Origin of the sequence: Streptomyces sp. NPDC056734, assembly GCF_042790455.1 — a bacterium.
Taxonomy (GTDB): Bacteria; Actinomycetota; Actinomycetes; order Streptomycetales; family Streptomycetaceae; genus Streptomyces.
This window is the reverse complement of sequence record NZ_JBHTZD010000004.1, coordinates 266,847-286,222: the sequence shown is the minus strand read 5'-3', so window position 1 is coordinate 286,222 and position 19,376 is coordinate 266,847. Positions and strand designations below refer to the sequence as shown.

Sequence of the window (19,376 nt, the reverse complement as noted above, 5' to 3'; positions counted from 1 at the left end):
GGCGCGGTGGCAGTGGCAGGCGCGGTGGCAGTGGCAGGCGCGGTGGCAGTGGCAGGCGCGGTGGCAGTGGCAGTGGTCGTGGTCGTGCCGGTGGCTGCGGCAGTGGTCGTGGCGGATGTCGGTGCGGTGGCCGGGCGGTGCTGGGTGTGCAGCCGGGCCGTGGTGTTGCCGCCCGAGACGACGGCCACCGCGTGTTCGCGGCGTCCGGCGCGCAGGGCTCCGGCCAGGGCGACGGCACCACTGGGTTCGGCGTCGACGCCGTGGCGGTGCAGCAGGTCGGCCGCGGCGAGGATCTCGGCCTCGCCGACGGCGATCAGGTCGTCGACCCGGTCACGGATGATCGGATAGGTGAGGTGTCCGGGGCGCTGGCCGCGCAGACCGTCCGCGACGCTGCTGCTCGGCGGCAGTCGGACGGGGTGCCCGGCGGCCAGCGAACGGGCGTAGCGCGGGGTGAGGGCGGGTTCGACGCCGACCACCCGCACCGGGTGGCTCGCGGCGGCGAGGCAGACACCCGCCAGGAGGCCGCCGCCGCCGACCGGGACGTAGACCGTCTGTGTGTGGGGGGCGTCGGTGAGGAGTTCGGTACCGACCGTGCCCTGGCCCGCGACCACCAGGCAGTGGTCGGAGGAGGGCACGAAGGCGGCGCCGGTCGACTCGGCGAGTGCCTCGGCGCGTTCCTCGCGCTCGGCCACTCCCCCGCCGACCCGTACGGTCTCGGCGCCCAGGGCGCGGATGGCGGCCACCTTGGCGGGGGCGGCGCCCGCCGCGACGACGACGGTCAGCCGCAGGCCGAGGGTGCGGGCGATCCTGGCCAGAGCGATGCCGTGGTTCCCGGACGAGCCGGTGACGAGGCGGTCGGCGTGCAGACCGAGGACGGCGTTGGCGGCCCCCCGGGTCTTGAACGAGCCGCCGAGCTGGCGGTGTTCGGCCTTGAGCAGCAGGTGCGGGCCGCGGTCGGTGCTCGCCGGGCCGAGCAGCAGGGGGGTGCGGACGATGTACGGGGCGATGCGGGCGGCGGCGGTGGCGACATCGGCGGGACCGGGGAGGCCGGGGGCGGGGGGCGGGGCCGGGCGGTGACCGGTGGTCGTGGTGCTCATACGGTGCTCCCGGCGATCAGACCCCGGCGGTTGGCCTTGCCGCCGCGGGTGGTGGGCAGGGTCGTGTGGCGGTGGAAGTGGCGTGGCATGAGGTGGGGCGGCAGGGTGCGGGCCAGGTGGGCGCGGAGGGCCGCGTCGGCGGTGGTGTGGTCGCCGGTGATGTGCGCGGCGAGGTAGACGCGGCCCCGGCCGTCGGTGTCGGGGGTGATGACGGCGCCGGTCACCGCGGGATGGGTGAGCAGGGCGCCCTCGATCTCGGTGGGGTCCACGCGGTAGCCGCGGATCTTGACCTGCCGGTCGCCACGGCCCTCGTAGCGCAGTCCCTGCGGGGTCCACCGGCCGAGGTCGCCGGTGCGGTAGAGACGTGCGCCCGGGGGGCCGTAGGGGTCGGGGACGAAGCACGCGGCCGTGCGGGCCGGGAGTCCGCCGTAGCCGCGGGCGACGCCCGACCCGCCGATGTACACCTCGCCCACGGTGCCGTCGGGGACGGGCGCGAGGCCGGGGCCCAGGACGCGGACCGTGGTGCCGGGGCGGGGCAGGCCGACGATGTCGGCGGCCGGGTCGGGGGCGGCGGGCACGATGTCGGCAGCTGGGTCGGGGGCGGTGGGCACGTGGTGGCGGGTGGTGGTCATGGTGCACTCGGTCGGGCCGTACTGGTTGACGAGGTGGCCCGGGACGAGACGGCGGCCGCCGGCGATGAGGAAGGGCCGCAGGGACTCGCCGCTGGAGGCGACGAGGGTGACCCCGGCGAGCGGTTCGGGGACGTCGGGCTGTCTCGCGAGGTGGGTCAGGAAGGAGGGGGTGACACTGAGCAGGGCGTTGACGCGGTGCTCGCGCACGGTGCGGACGAACTCGGTGGGGCGCAGCAGCCTGGACCGCTCCACGAGGACGAGCCGGGCGCCGGCCAGCAAGGGGGCGAAGGTGTCGCGGATCGAGGCGTCGTAGCCGAGCGGCGCGGTTTGCAGGACCACGGTGTCCGGGCCGAGGCCGAGGGCGCGGGCGGTGTCCCGCAGGTAGCCGTCGAGGGCGTGGTGCTCGACCAGGACGGGGCTCGGGTCGCCGGTGCTGCCGGAGGTGTGGCTCACATAGGCGAGGGCACGGGGCTCGACGGGCGGGAAGGGTGGGTCCTCGGCGGGCGCGGGCCGGGCCGGGCGGTCGAGGTGGAGGACGGGGACGCCGAGGTCGAGGGCCGGCGCGTGGGCGGAGGTGGTCAGCAGGAGGCGGGCGCCCGCGCTGCGGACGAAGGACTCCAGCCGGTCGCGGGGCTGTCCCACGTCCAGGGTGAGGAAGGCCCCGCCGCAGCGCAGCACGGCGGCCATGGCGGCGACCGCGTCGCGCCCGTGCTCCACGGCGACGGCGCACACGGTCTCCGGCCGGACGCCGTGGGAGCGCAGCAGGCGGGCCAGTTCGGTGATCCGGTCGCCGAGCTGACGGTAGGTGACCGCTGCGCCGGGGGTGTCGAGGGCGATCCGGTCCGGGTGCCGGGCGGCGTGGACGGCGAGGTCGTCGGCGAGTGTGCGCATCACAGTCCTTCCTGGCCGGTGACGGTCCGGTCGACGGCGACGAAGCGGAGCTCGGAGGTGTAGCGCTGCCCGTCGGCGTCGGTGAGCCAGGCCTGTTCGGGGGTGGGCAGCATCTCGCTGACCTTCAGGCGGGCGCCGGGGTCCTTGGCGGCGAGCCTGCGGGCGGCCTTGGCGAGGATGGTGGTGTAGACGGGGCTGTCGAAATCGACGTAGAACGGGCGGGGTTCGGTCGGGGAGACGATGAAGACGAAGCGCGGCAGGTCGTGGCGGCGCTGCCAGTGGCGGGCCCGGACGAAGCGGGCGGCCTCCGTCTTCTCGTCGGCGAAGTCGGCCTCCGTCACCGGGAGTTGCCAGGTCTCGCGGGCCAGGATCATGCGGTCGACGGTGATGCGCGGGGTGTGGTCGCCCTCGGGGCGCAGGGTGAAGCGGTCCATGACGCGCTGGGTGAGGGTGTTGGCGTAGGCGTCCAGGAGGTCGTAGCGGGTGCCGTCGGGCAGGACGGCGGTCAGCCGGCCGCCGGTGTCCTGCACCTGGACGTCGGCGCTCAGCACGGTGCGCGGGCGGTGCGGGTCCCCGGTCTGGTCGACAAGGGAGACGTAGTGGTCCTGGTCGCGGTCGAGCGAGGGGCGGCTGCGGGTGGACCATTTCAGCGGCAGCTCCTTCGCGAGCATGGGCAGCAGACGGGGGGCGGGGAAGTCGCGGGTGGTCTCGGCGAGCAGTTCGCCCCGGTCGGGGTGCTGGTGCACGAAGAGGGAGGCACCCATGGTGTTCAGGGCGCAGTGCATCTCCCCCAGGACCAGTTCGACGTCGCCGCGCGCCAGGGCCGCGTCGTCGGCGGCGACGACCAGGACGTCGGGGCTGATGTAGCGGGCCTGGGACCAGCCGTCGCCGGGTTCGTCGAACTCCTCGCGGACGCGGTCGGCGAGGTCGGCGGTGGTCCGCCGGACGCTGCGCGCACCGTCCGGGATGTCGAGGAGGCGGGCCCACTTGGCGCGGAGTTCGGCCTGGACGGCGTCGATGAGGTCGCCGGCCTCGGGGTGCGGGGAGGGCAGGGTGTGCAGCCACAGCGTGGCGAGGTCGACGGGGGTGCCGTCCGCGGCGAGCCGGTCGTACACGGTGCGCAGGCGGGCGCGGATGCCGTCGGCGAAGCGGTTGGTCATCCAGCGGGCGGCGGTCAGGCACAGTTCGAGGGGTTCCAGTCGGGCCAGCAGGCCCGGTCCGGCGGTGGCGGTGGCGGCGCGGCGGGTGTCGGAGTAGACGAGGCCGCGGCAGGGCGCGGTCCGGTCGCCCTTGGCGCGCTGGGCCTCCGTGTCGGTGAGGGCGGCGAAGTCGGCTTCGAGGGCACCGACGGCGGCGGTCAGCGCGGTGGCGTCGTCGCCGGCGGCGCGCACCGCGTCGCGGCGGCCCTCCAGGACGGCCAGCTTGGCGAGCGCGCGGTCGCGGGCCGCCGCCTCGGGAACCCGTTCCAGTATGGCGCGCAGGGCGCGGTCGGGGTGGGTGGCCGCGGGCACCTTCAGCAGCCACTGCACCCAGCGCCGTCGCGTCAACTCCTGGACGGACGCGGTCACTTCGTCCTCCGGCAGGGCCAGCCGGGCGGCGATCGCGGCCACCGCGCGGGTCCCGTCGCACAGTTCCAGTACGGCCGCTTCGCGCTCCCCCACCGGCTGCGCGGGCCGGCCGGGCACCCGTACCGTCCCGTCGAGGGCACGGACGATGGAGACGCGGCGCGGCGGGATCCAGCGCATCAGCTCGGTGTCCTCGGCGAGTGCCTTCGCCAGGGCGTCGATCGCCCAGCCGGAGAAGTAGACCTCGCCCGCGGCCAGGAAGCCGGTTCCGGTGTCGACGGCGACGCCGGGGACGGAGGTGTCCCAGCGGCCCCAGCCGACGGGGCCGAAGAAGCCGATGGTGTCGTTCTTCACGCAGAACCGCTGCCAGTAGTGGGCGACGAGTTCCTCACGCTGGCGGGGCATGCTGCTGCGGGAGTCCACGCCCGGCGTCCAGCGCAGGAACGGGGCGATGCCGGTGCGCAGGACGGCCGGGTTCTGCCAGGCGAGGGCCGCCTGGAAGCGGGGCCGGGCGGCGACCTCCTGGAGGTGGCGGGCGGTTTCCACGGCCGCGGCGGACAGTTCCGCGCCGAAGCCGTCCCACTCGGGGCCGGACAGCGCAGTCTCGGGGCCGAACTTGTCGGCGGCCTCGGCCAGTCCGGGCGGGGCCAGGCGCAGCACGCCGTCGGCGGGAAAGCCCGGCCCGCGCAGCGCGAACTGCTCCCACAGCCGCCAGCCTCCGCCCGGCAGCAGGACAGGTACATGCTCGTCCGACATCGCGTGCTCCTTCCGGAAATGGGGGGTGCGGGGAGCCGACCGGCCCCGGGGCCGACGGCGGTCGGCCCCGGGCTCACCGGGTTCTCCGGCCGCACAGCACCGTCCCGCGCGGCGGGGCCGGTCCGACAGAGAAGATCCGGCAGCAACGCGCGCCGCGGGTTCGGCGCGTTCGTCCCTGACCCCGGCCACCGGCGCCCCGGCACGCTGTCGGTATCGGCCGTGACCTGCGGCCGGTCCCATCACCCGCGGGAGGTTCACCGTGACGCAACCCGACTTCGGACCCGGCGCGGACGCCGAGGAGGTCCGTCCGGACACCGACGAGGAGTACCTCGTGGTGCGCAATGACGAGGAGCAGTACTCGATCTGGCGAGCGGACCGCGAACTGCCGGCGGGCTGGCACCCGGAGGGGCTGCGCGGCGGCCGGCAGGCGTGCCTGGACCACATCGGCGTCATCTGGACGGACATGCGTCCGCTCAGCCTGCGTCGGCGGCTGGCAGGGGCCGATGCCTGAGGAGCGCCCGGGCCGGCTGCCGGGTCCGTCGGCCCATGACCCGCCGGGAGGGCCGGCGCACTCCCTGCTCACGGCCGGCCCGCCGACGCCGTCGCCGTCGCTGTCGCTGCCAACGCGGTTGTGTCCGGCCCCTGTGGACCTGTCCGGGCTGCGGGCCGGGGCGGCCGTACGGGGTCCCCGGGCCCTGCGTGTCCCGCTGGAGCTGTATCTGGCCCGGGTCGCGGAGCAGGACACGCAGGTTCTCCGGGACGCCGGCGAGGTGCTGGACGCGGAGGAGCGGGCCCGCGCCCGAGCCTTCCGGCACGACCGGGACCGTGACGCCTACGTGGTCGCCCACGCGGCGCTGCGGGGTGTGCTGAGCGTCGTCCTCGGGGTGAGCGCCGAGGCCCTGCCGCTGGGGCGCGAACCCTGCGCGGGCTGCGGCGGGCCACACGGACGCCCCGTGCTGCGCACGCCCGGGGTGCACTTCTCGCTGTCGCACAGCGGCGGCTTGGTACTGGTGGCGCTGGCGCCGACGCCGGTCGGGGTCGACGTGGAGGAACTGGCCACCGTGAAGGTGATGCTCAGCGCGCGGGCGGCACTGCACCCGGCCGAGGCGGACGAGCTGGCACGCCTGCCCGCGTATGGCCGTCCGGCCGCGTTCACCCGGTCCTGGGTGCGCAAGGAGGCCTATCTGAAGGGGCTGGGAACGGGCCTGGTGCGCGATCCGGCGATCGACTACCTGGGCACCGGCCCCACCCCCGCCGATCCCGCGCCGGGATGGACGGTACGGGACGTCCTGGTCCCGTCCGGCTACGCGGCGGCGGTGGCGCTGCGCGGCGGCTGATCCGGGCGCGGGCCGGGCATGGGCCGGGCGCGGCGCGGGCACGGCACGGGCACGGCGGCGCGGCGGGGAGCGGTCCCCGCCGCGCCGCCGCGGTGTGTCCGCGACGACCCGGCCAACGCTGTGCCTTCACCGATCACCCACGTTGTCCCCTGCGGTGAGCGGCATACGATCCCGCGCCTGACAGCGCCCGAACCGACCCGTCGTCGACACCTCCGGCGGGCTTCGCCCCGGCTCGCGCGCCCGCATCCGCTTCGACGCCCTGGTCCCACCACGCGGTCGACCTCTCCGGCGTGCACGGCGGGCGCCCCGGGATCCTGTACGTGGGCACCGCGGCGCGGGTCTCCGAGGCGGCCCGGGCGGCGGGGTTCGGCCTGACGCCGCTTCAGCTGTTCCCCATGCCCAGCGTCGAGGACGTCGACGACACGGTGCTGGGCCACGAGGTGGTGTGGGTGGGCGGCGGGCTCGGTGGCGCATCTGCTCGCCGTGTGGCGGGTGCATGCCCTGGACGAGGTGATGCGGCGCGTCTGGCACGCCGAGGGTGGTGCCGGCGGGGGTGAGCGCGGGCTCGATCTGGTGGTTCGAGGGCGGTGCCACCGGCTCCTTCGGCCCCGTGCTGCGGGCGGTGAGGCCGTGAGGCCATGAGGCCGTAAGCGACGGCCTCGGCCTGCTGCCGTACGGCAACGGCGTGTGCCACGACTCCGGCGAGGGGCGCCGCCCGCTGATCCACCGCCTGGTCCACGGCGGCGCCTTCGCCGGGGCCCACTGCACGGACGAGGGGGGGTGTGCCTGGCCTGGCCTACGGTGGGCCTGGTCCACCGGGGTACCCGGCTTGTGGAGGCGGGTGGGCCTGGTCCAACGGGGGCCCGGCTCGTGGAGGCCGTGGCGGAGTCGCCGGTCAGAGCGGCGTACGTGGTGCGGCGGGAGGGCGGCCTGGCCGTGGAAGAGCGGATCGCGCCGCGTCGGCTGCCAGTGCCTCGACGGCTCCCGTCCTCCTGCATGGGGCGGCGCGCATGAGCGCGCGGGGTGATGGGCACGAGCCCGTGGGGTGTCGGGCACGAGCGTGCGGGCTGGCGCGCACGAGCAAGCGGGGCGACGCGCACGACCACGCGGGCCGACGGGCCGACGGGCCGACGGGCACGAGCGCACGGCGCGACGCGCACAACCACGCGGGCCGACGAGCCGACGAGCACGACCGCACGGCGCGACGCACACGAGCGACCGGGGCGACCCGCACGACCACGCGGCCCCACACACACAACCGCACGGCCCGACGCCCACAACCGCGCGGGGCCACGGGCCGGACCCCGGTCCGTGTTCCCGTGCCCCGCGTCGTGGACGGGCGTGTCCGCGGCTCAGACCAGACCGTGTCGTACGGCGTGGGCGACCGCGTGGGCGCGGTTGCGGGCCTGAAGGCGGGCCATGATCTCGTAGATGACGTTCTTGACGGTGTGTTCGGAGCAGGTCAGCAGCAGGGCGATGTCGGCGTTGCCGTGGCCCTCGGCCATCAGGCGCAGGACCGAGGTCTGCCGTGCGGTCAGGGCCGGGGCGCCGGGAGCGGACGCCGGCTCGCCCGGGCGGGTGCCGGTGGTCAGCAGGCGGGTCAGCTCCGGGTAGGGGATGCTCGGATGGGGGTGGGCGGCCCGGTGGACGGCGGTGCTCAGAGTGTCCTTGGTCAGTCCGGCGGCGCAGACGACGACCGCCCCGGCGCGCAGGGCCCGCAGTTGGCCGCTGCGGCCGACGGTGTCGCAGACCAGCAGCAGCGGGCCCGCACCGCCCACGCCGCGCAGGGCCTGTTCCGGGTCGGCGGCGACGATGACGGTGACCGCCTCGCGGGACGCGTGCGCGCCCGTGCCGTCGCCGAGTCCGGCCCGTTCGGCGAGGCCGCGGACCCGGTCCGCGCCCGGGGCGGGCACGACCCGCACCGTGACGTCGGGGGCGGCCGGCGGCGCCGTCAGGGTGGCGGTCACAGCAGGCCCGCCCGCAGCGCGTAGGCGACCGCGTGGGCGCGGTTGCGCAGCCGGAACCGCTGGGTGATGTCGTGCACGACGGTGGTCACGGTGCGCGGGGAGTAGGCGAGCCGCTGGGCGATCTCCGCCGTCTCGTGCCCGTCGGCCACCAGGCGCAGCACGGAGCGCTCCCGGTCGGACAGCATGCCGTCGCTCCAGCCGCCGGAGCCGCGGACGACCGTGTCCGGCCGGTCCAGGAGCTGTTCGAGCAGGCCGGGCGGCAGGGTGCAGTCGTCCCGGGCGGCGGCCAGCACCGCGTGCGCGAGGCGGGAGGCATCGGCCTCGCGGCGCAGTAACAGGCCCCGGGCGCCGGCGGCGAGTGCGTGCAGGACGTCCCCCGAGGCGAGCGTGCCCGCCGCCAGGACGACGGCGGGGCGGTGGGGCTGGGTGCGGGTGGCCCGCACCATGTCCAGCTCGGCCGGACCGAGCCGGTCCACCATGAGGACGGCGACCCGCGCGTCGGCGGGCTCGCACACGGTCAGTTCGGGGTGGACGAGCAGGGTCGTGCGGGTGCCTGCCTCCAACACTGGGTCGAGGGCGGCCACACTGACAGGTACGGGTGCGCCCATCTGCTGCTCCTTGGAGAGTCGTCCGCCCGGCCGGGGCTCCGCGGGCGGTCTGGCATGGGGACGTGGGAACACCCTGCCTGCCGTACCGGTGCGGGCGGATCGGTAGACGGCCCCCACTTTTCCGCGCGGGGCCGGTCCCCACCCCCGGCAGCGGCCGGGTGAGCGAATGAGCGGGGGTACGGAGGGGGTACGGAGGGTGCCCGATCGGCCCGGCGGGCGTGGGCGGCGGGGCGGGAGTTCCTTGAATGGGGTCTGGACGCCCGGACGTCCTCCTGGCCCCCGCACAGGAGTTCCCGCGGGTCACGCACCCTGGGCCGTCGCTTGGGCGGATACCACCGAGCGCGCCTTCCACCTGCGGTTTCCCGGACTCCTCCCCCCACCATACCCGCACCGATGGGCGGGGGCCCGCGGAGAATATGGGGGACGGATACCCATGTGGGGGCCCCGGGGCGTCTGCGACCTTCTTTCTCGTGACCGACACCGCAAGCCTCCCGACTCCCCGGAGCGCCGGACTCCCCGCCACCTGGTGGGCCCCGGCGCTGACCCTCACGGAGCGGCTCGCCGCCCCCGGGCCTCCCGCGGCGTCCGCCGGAACCGACGCCCCGGGGACGCTGCCCTGGACGGCCGGGGACGCGGAGGGCTTCGCCCTGCGGCTGGACCGGCTGGGCGTCGACGCGGGCACGGCGGCCGCGCTGGCGGCCGAGCCCGCCGAGCGGCTGGCCGCCCGGGCGGCGAAGCCCGACTGGGCGGTGTACGCGGAGACGGTGCTGGCCACGGCGCCCGACACCCTTCCCGAGGTCGAGGTGGGAGGCGAGGGCCCCGACGCGTTCGCCCCGGTCGTCAGGCCGGTGGCCGCCGTGGCCGCAGCGCGTCTGGTGGACCTGATGGCCGGTGTCCCGGACGCCGAACGAGCCGTCTGGCTGGAAGGATTCACCGAGCGGCTGACCCGCCAGCTGGTCCGCCAGGCCGCCCGCACCCTGGTCCACGAACTCCACATGGCGCGGCGCTCCCGGCGTCTGACGGGAGCCGGTCCGCGGGAGCGGTTCGCCTCCTTCGGCGCGGCCGCCGGCACCCGCCGGGGGCTGACCGAACTGTTCGCCGGCTACCCGGTGCTGGCCAGGATGCTCGCCCGGACCGCCCTGGACGCCACGGCGGCCGCCGCCGAACTCATCACCCGCTTCCAGGCCGACCGGGACTCCCTGACCGCCGGCCTCCTGGGCGGCCGCGCGCCGGGCTCCCTGGTCCGCGTCGACCTCGGCCGCGGCGACGCCCACCAGGGCAACCGTTCTGTTGCGGTCCTGCACTTCGCCGACGGCAGCCGGCTCGTCCACAAGCCACGGCCGCTCGACCAGCACGCCCTGCTCGACACCCTGGTCGCCTGGCTCAACGCCAAGGTGCCCGGACTGGACCTGCGCACCGCGCGCACGGTGCGCCACGACGCCTACGGCTGGCTGGAGTTCATCGAGCACCGCTGGTGCGGCACGGTCACCGAGACCGACGCCTTCTACCGCCGCCAGGGCGCCCTGCTGGCCCTGCTGTACGCGGTGGACGGCGCCGACATGCACTACGAGAACGTCATCGCCCACGGCGACCAGCCCGTCCTCGTGGACGCCGAGACCCTGCTGCACACCGGCCTCGGACAGGCCCTGACGGCGGGCACCGACCCGGCGGCGGACGCCCTGGCCGCCTCCGTGCACCGCACCTGTCTGCTCCCCCATCTCCTCATCGGCGAGCACGGCGCCCTGGACATCTCCGCGCTCGGGCGGGACACCGACGGCACCTTCCCCGGCGAGGGGCTGCGCTGGGAGGACAGCGGACAGGACACCATGCGGGCCGTGCGCGGCCCGCTGGCCAGCCCGGCCGCGCAGAACCACCCGCTGCCCGCGGGTACGTCCCTCGCCGGTGCCGACCACTCGGCGGCCCTGCTGGAGGGATTCCGCACCGCCTACGCGGCGATCAGCGAACACCGTCGCGAACTGCTCGACGCCGATGGCCCGTTGGCCCGGTGGGCGGACCGCCCGGCCCGGCTGATCGCCCGCGCTACCCGGCTGTACGCGACGCTGCTGGAGGAGTCCGCCCACCCCGCCCTGCTGGGCGACGCGCTCGCCCGGGAAGGGGTGTTCGCGGTGCTGTGGAGCGAGTCCGAGCACGACGCGGCGCGGGAGCGGCTGGCCGAGCACGAGACCGCCGCCCTGTGGCGCGGTGACATCCCCTTCTTCACCCACCGGCCCTGCGGCACCGCGGTCCGCTCCGACGACGGCGCCCCGGTGCCCGGCGTGCTGCCGGTGGCCGCGGTGACGGCCGTACGGGAGAAGATCGGCCGGATGGACGAGGTCGACTGCCACGACCAGGAGTGGATCATCTCCGCCACCCTCGCGGTGCGCGGCGCGGGTTCACCGCTGGACCGGCCGAGGTCGGAACTGGCGGTGGCGCCGGTGCCGCCGGTGGCACCCGAGCCGTCCCGGCTGCTGGCCGCCGCGTGCGGAATCGCCGACGAGATCGCCGCCCGGGCGGTACGGGGCGGCTCGCGCACCAACTGGATCGGTCTGGAACGGGTCGCGGGACCGCACTGGGCGGTGCTGCCGATGGGCGCCGGACTCGCGCAGGGCTACTGCGGGGTGGCCCTGTTCCTGGCCCACACCGACGCCCTCGCCGGAGCCGGACGGTACGCCGCGGCGGCCCGGGAGGCGGTGCGCCCGCTCCCCGCGCTCCTCAAGGCGCTCGCCGACGATCCGGAGCTGAGCGCGGCGGCGGGCCCCGGCGCCTACGACGGGCTGGGCGGGATCGTGTACGCCGTGGTCCGGCTCGCCGCGCTCCTCGGTGACGGACTGGAGGCGTGTCTGCCGTACGCGCTGACCGCGCTGGGCCACGCGGCGGCCGCCTGCCCCGAACCGGGGCTCGCCCAGGGCAGGGCCGGTGCGCTGGCCGCCGCCGTCGCCGCGTACGAGGCCACCGGTGATCCGGCGGCGCTGCGGCTGGCGGACGCGGTGGAGGACCTGCTGCTGGAGACGCCCGCGGACCGCGCCGGCGACGGTCACCTCCCGCCGCCGTCGGCCGGTTTCGCGGACGGCACGACCGGGATCGCCTGGGCGCTGCTGCGCTACGCCGACCTCGGGCCGGAGCGCGCCCCGCGTCCCATGGCGCTGGCTCACAGCCTGCTCGGCTCGATCCCGCACACCGACGACGAGACGGACCTGTCCTGGTCGGACGGGCTGGCCGGAAGGGCCGCCGTCATCCGGCCCTCCGGCGGCGGCGCCCGGTCCTCCGGCGTCGGCGCCCGGCCCTCCGACGCAGTCACCCGGCCCTCCGACACAGTCACCCGGCCCTCCGGCACCAGCGACAGCCCCTCCAGCGTCGGCGAACGCCCCTCCGGCGTCGGCGCCCCGCTCGCGAACGCCCCGACCGGCCCCGATCTCAGCCTCGCCCGGGGCGCGCTCGGCAGGCTGGAGGCCCTGGCCGTCCTGGCCGGACGCGGCGACACCACCGCCCGGTCGGCCCTGCACCGGCACAGCGGCCAGGCGCTCGCCCTCGTCGAGGCGCAGGGCCACCGATGTGCCACCCCCGACCACGTTCCCTCGCCGGGCCTGATGACCGGCCTGTCCGGCATCGGCTACGGACTGCTCCGCCTGGCCCACCCCGAGACCGTCCCGTCGGTCCTGCTACTGCACCACCCCAGCACCCTCCGGCCCGCCCGCACCTGAGATTCGTCAGCACCACGGCACCTCCCACCTCCAGCCCGTGCCCCCCGCACGGGACATCAGAAGGGGACCACCGTCATGGACAAGAACCTCATCGCCGCCGACTCCGCCGAGTTCACCGGCGCCGACTCCGCCGCCGCCGAGCAGGACGCGGCGGGCGGCATCACCCTCTCCGGCCGCAACCGCGCCTGCGCCCGCGCCCGTGTGCTGGCCGGCATGGTCCTCACCAGCGGCATCGTCATCACGCTGAGCACCCTGGACACCTCGGTCTCCGCACCCAACTGACCGACATCCCACGTAGTCGCGCGTGATGGCGCGGGCCCGCCCAGCGGGTCCGCGCCGCGGCGTTCCCGGGGCACCCGGGGCCGCCGCCGGGCCCCGCACGCCGCCTCGACCGCAACTCCGTTCGATCTAGGCCCCGTCCGCACTGCCGCAGGCCCAACTATGCCGATTATCATCTGCGTTCATGCGTTCCCATGCGCCATCCCTGGTCGGGCGGGACCCCCAACTCACCCAGCTCGCACGCGCCATGGCCGAGGCGAGGCAGGGCCGGGGCGGTGTCGTCTTCCTGGTCGGCGAGGCCGGAGCCGGCAAGTCCCGGCTCGCGGCGGAGGCCGTGGGCGGCGCGCTGGACTCCGGGATGCGGGTGCTGCGCGGCCGGAGCACCACCACCGGCCCCGCCGTACCGTTCCGGCCGCTGACCGAGGCCCTGATGTCGCTGTTCCGCGGCGGCGAACCCCTGGACGATCTCGCGCTCGGCCCCTACCGCACGGTCCTGGGACGGCTGATCCCCGACTGGGACACCGGGGAACGCGACAGCAGCTCCATGGTCATCCTGGGCGAGGCCGTCCTGCGCCTGCTCATCGCCACCGGGCGCGGCCAGGGCCAGTTACTGTTCCTGGAGGACCTGCACCACGCCGACCCCGAGACGATCGGCGTCCTGGAGTACCTGGTCGACAACCTGGAGTACACCCCCGTCCTGCTGCTGGCGACCGTGCGCACGGACATCAGCGACGCGCTGGACCTCGCGCAGTCCGCCCGCCGCCGTGGCGCCGCCGTGCTGGTCGAACTGGCGCCGCTGACCCGGCCGCAGGTGCACGAGGTGATCGCCGCGCAGCTCGGCGCGGACAGCCCCGACGACGTCCCCGCCGAGGTGCTGCGACGGCTGTGGGAGGACAGCGCGGGCAGCCCCTACCTGGTCGAGGAGCTGCTTCAGTCGATGATCGGCTCGGGCACGCTGGTGCAGGGACCCGACGGCTGGCGGGCCGTCGGAGACCTGCGCCGTGACGTTTCCTCGACGCTGGCCCGCGGCATCCTGCGGCGCATCGACCGGCTGGGCACCCAGGGTCTGACCCTGCTGTCGGCCGCCGCCGTGCTCGGCCGCCGCTTCCCGCTCTCCGTGCTCCAGCACATGACCGGCGTCGACGACCGGACCCTGCTCGGCCATCTGCACGCGGGTGTCGCCGCCCGCCTGGTCGTGCCGGACGAGCCCGCGCCCGACTGGTACTCCTTCCGCCACTCCCCCACCGTGGAGGCCCTGTTCACCCAGATGACGCCGGGCCACCGGGCGGAGCTGGCGCGGCGGGGCGCGGAGGCGGTCGAGGCACTGCACCCGGGGCTGGAGGGCGACTGGTGCGCGCTGGCGGCCGGACTGCGCTGCGCTGCGGGCGACCGGGTCGAGGCCGGGTCGCTGTACGCCGACGCGGGCGGGCACGCCCTGGCGGCGGGCGCGCTGAACTCCGCCGTGACACTGCTCAGCCGCGCCGAGGAACTGCTCGGGGACGCGGACGATCCGCAGGCGCGGGCCGCCGTGCTGGAGAACCTGCTGCCCGCGCTCGCCGAGGCGGGCGACTTCGCCCGCGCCTTCGACCTCGTGGACGACCTGCACGCACTGGGCGGCGCCGGCCTCAGCGCCGTACGCCTGGCCACGCTGCACACGCGGCTGGCCAAGGTGGCGCACACCGCGGGCCGCTGGAGCGACGGCAACCGGCAGATCGCACGGGCCCGCGAGGTGCTGACGGCCGTACCCGACGAGACGACCGAGGCGACCGCGGCGGCGGTGGACGTCACGGCCGCCTACCTGGCCCTGGACACACCCGGCCCGGACCGCACCCAGCACGCCGAGAAGCTCGCCCGCTCCGCCGCCGACGCCGCCGAACGGCACGGACTGCCCGTCGTGGCCTGCCAGGCGTGGGAACTGCTCGCCACCGTGGCCCGCGAACGGGACCCGCAGGAGTCGGCGGCCATGCTCCAGCAGGCGCTGACCACCGCGGAACGCAACCGGCTGCCGTTGCAGCGGATGTACGCGGCCACCCGGATGGGCGGCAACGCCTGGCTCGCCGAGGGCGACACCTCCGGCCTGCTGGCGGCCCGCCAGGAGGCATTGCGCCTGGGCTCGGTGAACATCGTGCACACGGTGGACGGCATCCTCGTCCTCGACGCCGTCCTGCGCGGCGAGGACGCGTCCGCGCGGTCCGCCGCCGACGAGTCCCTGGCCGTCGTCCGCCGCCTGCGTCTGGCACCCGCCGTGCGCTACGTCCTGATGGCGCGGGCCACGCTGGAGGCGCACCACGGGAACCGCGCCGCGATGGAGTCGGCGCTCGCGGCGTTCGCCGAGTGGGACGGCGCCGGTTCGCAGGAGGAACCGCTCGGTCTGGGCCTTGCCCGGGCCTTCTGCTCCCTGCTGGAGGAGAACCGGCCGCTGGCCCGCGCGGAGCTGGCGGCGGTGCTGGCGCTGGAGGCGGAGAACCCGTCCACGTACCACCTCAGCGGCACCCACGGCCTGGTGCTGCTGCTGGACGTGCTGGCCGGGGACACCGACCGGGTGCGGCACGAGGAGATCACGGCGACCGCGATGGCCCGGATGCGGTGGAACCGGCAGTTCGTCCTGCTCGCGGAGGCCGTGCTGCTGGGACGCGAGGGTGCCGGGGCGCGGGCGGCGGCGGCCGTGGAGTCGGCGCTGGCGGCGGCGGAACCCTATCCGCTGAGCCGGCACCTGGGACTGCGGCTGATCGCGGACGCCGCGTACGAGGACGGCTGGGGCGATCCGGTGGGCTGGCTGCGGCGGGCCGAGCACTACTTCCACGAACGGGACATCGCGGCCGTCACCGGGGCCTGCCGGGCGGGGCTGCGCCGGCTGGGCGCCCCGGTGCACCAGCACCGCAGCGGCACCAGCGGCATTCCCGAACAGCTGCGCACCCAAGGGGTGACCGTCCGGGAGTTCGAGGTGTTCCGCCTGCTGGCGGAGCGGCTGGGCAACAAGGACATAGCCGACCGGCTGTTCATCTCCCCCCGTACGGCGGAGAAGCACATCGCGAGCCTGATCACCAAGACGGGAGCGGCCAACCGCGCGGATCTGTGCGCGCGGTCGGCCGCTCTGCGGGACGGCTGAGGGGGCTCGGCGGGACGGCTGAGCAAGCCCGGCGGAGCGGCTGAGCAGGCCCGGCCGGACGGCTGAGCAAGCCCGGCGGAGCGGCTGAGCAGGCCCGGCCGGACGGCTGAGCAAGCCCGGCGGAGCGGCTGAGCAGGCCCGGCCGGACGGCTGAAGAAGCCCGGCGGGACGGCTGAGCAGGCCCGGTGGAGCGGCTGAGGGGGCTCGGCGGCTACCGCATCTCGCGCACCGCTCGGGAGCCGAGCACTGCCAGGCCGGTGACGGCCAGGATCGCGGCGACGACCGCGAACAGGGCGAAGTGCCCCGTCCCGGCCAGGGCACCGCACAGGATCAGTGACAGCGGGGCGGCGGCGTAGCCGAGCACCATGTCGACCGAGACGACGCGGGTCAGGATGTCCTGCGGGATGTTCCGCTGGATCCAGCTCAGTCCGAACACGCCCTGGTAGCCGATGGCGAAGCCCATGGCCAGCACGGTCCCCACCACGACCGGCGTGCTCTGGGCCAGGCCGAGGATCGCCATCCCGGCGCCCAGCCATCCGGCGAGGCCGGCCACCAGCAGCCCGACCCGGGGGCGTCCGCCGACGGCGCCGGCGGCGAGGGTGCCGAGCACCGCGCCACCGGCCAGCGCGCCGTTGAGCACGCCGAGGGTGGCCGAGCCACCGCGCAGCACCTGGTCGGCGAGGGTGACGAAACCGACCGTGAAGGGACCCGCGTAACAGAAGTTGACCGCTGTGTCGAGGGCGACGATGGTACGCAGGCGCGGGTCGCGCAGGGTGTAGCCGACGCCTTCGCGGATCCGGGCGCCCAGGGAGGGGCCCTTGGGGGAAGGGCCCTTCGGGGTGGGCCCGGAGGCGGGGGCGTCGGACCGGGGGCGGGTGCGGATGCGGGCCACGCACAGTCCGCACAGGGCGAAGCAGACGGCGTCGACGAGGAAGGCGACCGGTGCCTGGGAGAAGGCGATGACGACACCGCCGATGGCCGGGCCGAGGACCGCCGCCGTGCGCGCCCCGGCGCCCAGCAGGGCGTTGGCCGGGGCGATCAGGTCCTTGTCGACCACCGAGGGGAGGATGGAGACACGGGCGGGCTGGAAGAAGGCGTCGACGGCTCCGAAGGCCGCGGCGGCGGCGCACAGCATCCACACGGTGAGGTGCCCGGTGAGTCCGGCGACGCCGACCGTGGCCATCAGGGCGGATCTGGTCCAGCTGGAGACCACCATCAGGGTGCGGGTGGACCAGGTGTCGCCGAGGGTGCCGCCCACCAGGGTGAGCAGGGCGCGGGGCACGGCCTGGAAGGCCAGGACGTAGCCGAGGGTGAGGGTGGAGCCGGTCAGGCTGAGCGTGATCCAGGAGAACGCGACGACGCTGAACCCGTCACCGAGCAGGGACAGTGCCTGTCCCGTCCACAGCAGACGGAAGGAGCGGTGCCGGACGGGCTCCCACAGCCGCGGCCGGTCCGCGACGAGGGTGGTGGCCATGGGGTGCCTCTCTTCGTGGGGACGTGGGGGGCCGGTCAGTAGCGGACGGGCAGGGCGGTGAGGCTCCGGTTGAGCAGGGACGGCTGCCAGGCGAGCCGCTCCGGTGCGGCCAGGGCCAGCCCCGGCCGCTCGCACACCAGCGTGCGTACGGCGGACACCGCCACCAGCCGGGCCAGGGCGGCGCCGATGCAGAAGTGGGCGCCGAAGCCGAAGCCGAGGTGGGTGGCGCCGGTGCGGGTGACGTCGAACCGGCCGGGGTCGGGGAAGCGGGCGGGGTCGCGGTTGGCGGCGGCGGTGACCAGGAAGATACGGTCCCCGGCGCGCAGCCGGTGGCCGTCCAGGTCGAGGTCCTGGGCGGCGGTGCGGACGGAGATCTTGGACGGGCCGTCCAGGCGCAGGGTCTCCTCCACCGCGCCTTGGGCCAGCTCGGGGTCGGCGCGTACGGCGGCCAGTTGACCGGGGCGGGTGTGCAGGGCGAGGACCGTGTTGGCGATGAGGTTGCTGGTGGTCTCGCCGCCGGCGAACGCCATCTGGGTGAGCATCCCGACGAACTCCTCCTCGCTGACCGAGTCGCCCACCCGGCCCTCCGTGAGGACCTGGCTGATCAGATCGTCGCCGGGCGCCGCGCGCCGCCGGGCGACCAGCGTGCCGAGGTAGTCCTCCAGGCTGACCAGGGCCTGGAGGGAGGCGCGGTACTCGCTCTCCTCCTGGGCGGTGCCGAGGACGAGGTCGGCCACGCGGGTGTTCCAGTACCAGAAGGAAGGTCCGTCGGTGGGCGGGATACCGAGCCAGCGCGCGAACACCAGGGCGGGCAGCGGTTTCGCGACGTCCGCCATGAGGTCGCCGGTCCGGCCGGGCACGGCCTTGCGGTCCAGCACGGCGCGGGTCGCCTTCTCGGTGAAGGCGCTGTAGCGGGCCACGGTCCGGGCGGCGAACGCCTCCTGGAAGACCTGGCGCAGTCTGCGGTGCTGGGGCGGGTCGTTGAAGACCATCCAGCGCGACAGGATGCCGAAGGCCCGCTCGGCGTCCTCGCGGGCCCCCTGGGGGACGGCGTCCATCAGGGGCCGGACCCGGTCGGCGGAGACGGCCCGGTCACGCAGGCACCGCATCACCTGGTCGTACCCGGTGACGAGCCAGGCATGATGCAGCGGACTCCACTGCACGGGCGCGCTCTCGCGCAGCGCGTCGAGGTGGTCGTAGGGATCGGCGACCAGGTCGGGGGCGAGCAGATAGCGCTCGGTACGGGCGGGTGCGGGGGCGGTGGTCATCGGGTCTCTCCCGGGTCCGGGGCGGCGGGGGTGGCTCGGTGGACGGGGGCAGCCCGGTGGGCGGGGGCACAGGTCCCCGACGGCACGAGGGCGGACCGAGCCGGTGCGGTGGGGGCCGCCGACGGTGTGGGGGCAGTTGGTGTGGTGGGGGTCACGGTCGGCGTGGGGGCAGCTGGTGCGGTGGAGGCCACGGTCGGCGTACGGGCATCCGGTGCGGTCGGGGCCACTGTCGGCCCCGAGGCGCTCCCGCCCCTGAAGGGGCGAGCCCGGTCGGAGACGGCAACGGCACCCGGAGCGGCGACAGCCACGGTCGAGGCCAAGACACTCCCGCCCTTGAAGGGGCGAGCCCGGTCGGAAACGGCGACGGCACCCAGAGCGGTGACGGCCACGGTCGAGGCCAAGACACTCCCGCCCCCGAAGCGACGAACCCGATCGGAGACGGCGACGGCACCCAGAGCGGTGACGGCCACGGTCGAGGCCAAGACACTCCCGCCCCTGAAGGGACGAACCCGATCGGAGACGGCAACCGCACCCGGAGCGGTGACAGCCACGGTCGAGGCCAAAACACTCCCGCCCCCGAAGCGACGGACCCGGCCGGAGACGGCAACGGCATCCGGAGCGGCGACAGCCACAGCCCACCCCGAAACACACCCACCCCCAAGGCGGCGGGCCCCGTCGAAGACGGCAACGGC

At 75.5% G+C, this 19,376-nt stretch carries 12 protein-coding genes and 1 pseudogene; 6 read left to right on the top strand and 7 right to left on the bottom strand.

Annotated features, from left to right (window positions below; all coding sequences use genetic code 11):
• From ACFRFC_RS07620 to ACFRFC_RS07610, 3 genes are all read right to left on the bottom strand, one after another.
• On the bottom strand, nt 1–1,097 hold a 1,097-nt coding region (locus ACFRFC_RS07620; RefSeq protein WP_383112594.1), incomplete at its 3' end, for a threonine/serine dehydratase.
• Nucleotides 1,094–2,620, bottom strand: coding sequence for an amino acid adenylation domain-containing protein (locus tag ACFRFC_RS07615; protein ID WP_382687040.1), 1,527 nt, complete (start codon nt 2,618–2,620; stop codon nt 1,094–1,096). The genes ACFRFC_RS07615 and ACFRFC_RS07620, both read right to left, overlap by 4 nt.
• Nucleotides 2,620–4,941 carry a lantibiotic dehydratase gene (locus ACFRFC_RS07610; RefSeq protein ID WP_382687037.1) on the bottom strand — a complete coding sequence of 774 codons (2,322 nt, stop codon included), beginning with the start codon at nt 4,939–4,941 and terminating at the stop codon, nt 2,620–2,622. Before ACFRFC_RS07610 ends, ACFRFC_RS07615 begins: the two co-directional genes overlap by 1 nt.
• Before the next feature lie 259 nt (nt 4,942–5,200).
• Here ACFRFC_RS07610 and ACFRFC_RS07605 point away from each other — a divergent pair, with 259 nt between their 5' ends.
• The 3 genes and pseudogenes from ACFRFC_RS07605 to ACFRFC_RS07595 all read left to right on the top strand — a co-directional run bounded on the left by ACFRFC_RS07605 (nt 5,201) and on the right by ACFRFC_RS07595 (nt 7,292).
• Nucleotides 5,201–5,452 (top strand): MbtH family protein, encoded by a 252-nt coding sequence (locus tag ACFRFC_RS07605; protein ID WP_382687034.1) that lies wholly within the window; start codon nt 5,201–5,203, stop codon nt 5,450–5,452.
• 133 nt (nt 5,453–5,585) lie between these two features.
• The gene (locus ACFRFC_RS07600) at nt 5,586–6,278 is read left to right on the top strand and encodes a 4'-phosphopantetheinyl transferase family protein (RefSeq protein ID WP_382687031.1); all 693 of its coding nucleotides are present in this window, start codon (nt 5,586–5,588) and stop codon (nt 6,276–6,278) included.
• 177 nt (nt 6,279–6,455) lie between these two features.
• Nucleotides 6,456–7,292: pseudogene (locus tag ACFRFC_RS07595) on the top strand (Type 1 glutamine amidotransferase-like domain-containing protein).
• A 338-nt stretch (nt 7,293–7,630) separates the two neighbouring features.
• On the opposite strand, the gene ACFRFC_RS07590 reads toward ACFRFC_RS07595, so the two are convergent.
• Nucleotides 7,631–8,245 (bottom strand): response regulator transcription factor, encoded by a 615-nt coding sequence (locus ACFRFC_RS07590; protein WP_382686476.1) that lies wholly within the window; start codon nt 8,243–8,245, stop codon nt 7,631–7,633.
• Complete coding sequence (locus ACFRFC_RS07585; protein ID WP_382686479.1) at nt 8,242–8,853, bottom strand: LuxR C-terminal-related transcriptional regulator; 612 nt, start codon at nt 8,851–8,853, stop codon at nt 8,242–8,244. The genes ACFRFC_RS07590 and ACFRFC_RS07585 overlap by 4 nt, the downstream gene beginning before the upstream one ends.
• 470 nt (nt 8,854–9,323) lie before the next feature.
• Here ACFRFC_RS07585 and ACFRFC_RS07580 point away from each other — a divergent pair, with 470 nt between their 5' ends.
• The 3 genes from ACFRFC_RS07580 (at nt 9,324) to ACFRFC_RS07570 (ending at nt 15,942) form a co-directional block, all read left to right on the top strand.
• Nucleotides 9,324–12,554: a type 2 lanthipeptide synthetase LanM family protein gene (locus tag ACFRFC_RS07580; RefSeq protein WP_382686481.1), complete on the top strand. Its 3,231-nt coding sequence runs from the start codon at nt 9,324–9,326 to the stop codon at nt 12,552–12,554.
• Nucleotides 12,555–12,629: 75 nt separating this feature from the next.
• Nucleotides 12,630–12,836 carry a hypothetical protein gene (locus tag ACFRFC_RS07575; RefSeq protein WP_382686484.1) on the top strand — a complete coding sequence of 69 codons (207 nt, stop codon included), beginning with the start codon at nt 12,630–12,632 and terminating at the stop codon, nt 12,834–12,836.
• A gap of 181 nt (nt 12,837–13,017) precedes the next feature.
• Nucleotides 13,018–15,942 carry an AAA family ATPase gene (locus tag ACFRFC_RS07570; RefSeq protein ID WP_382686486.1) on the top strand — a complete coding sequence of 975 codons (2,925 nt, stop codon included), beginning with the start codon at nt 13,018–13,020 and terminating at the stop codon, nt 15,940–15,942.
• Between the two features lie 211 nt (nt 15,943–16,153).
• Here ACFRFC_RS07570 and ACFRFC_RS07565 read toward each other — a convergent pair whose 3' ends face one another.
• Together ACFRFC_RS07565 and ACFRFC_RS07560 are read right to left on the bottom strand one after the other, a co-directional pair.
• Nucleotides 16,154–17,416, bottom strand: coding sequence for an MFS transporter (locus tag ACFRFC_RS07565; protein ID WP_382686489.1), 1,263 nt, complete (start codon nt 17,414–17,416; stop codon nt 16,154–16,156).
• Nucleotides 17,417–17,451: 35 nt separating this feature from the next.
• A complete protein-coding gene (locus ACFRFC_RS07560; protein WP_382686493.1) occupies nt 17,452–18,684 on the bottom strand; it encodes a cytochrome P450 in 1,233 nt (410 codons plus the stop codon).
• Nucleotides 18,685–19,376: the final 692 nt, after the last annotated feature.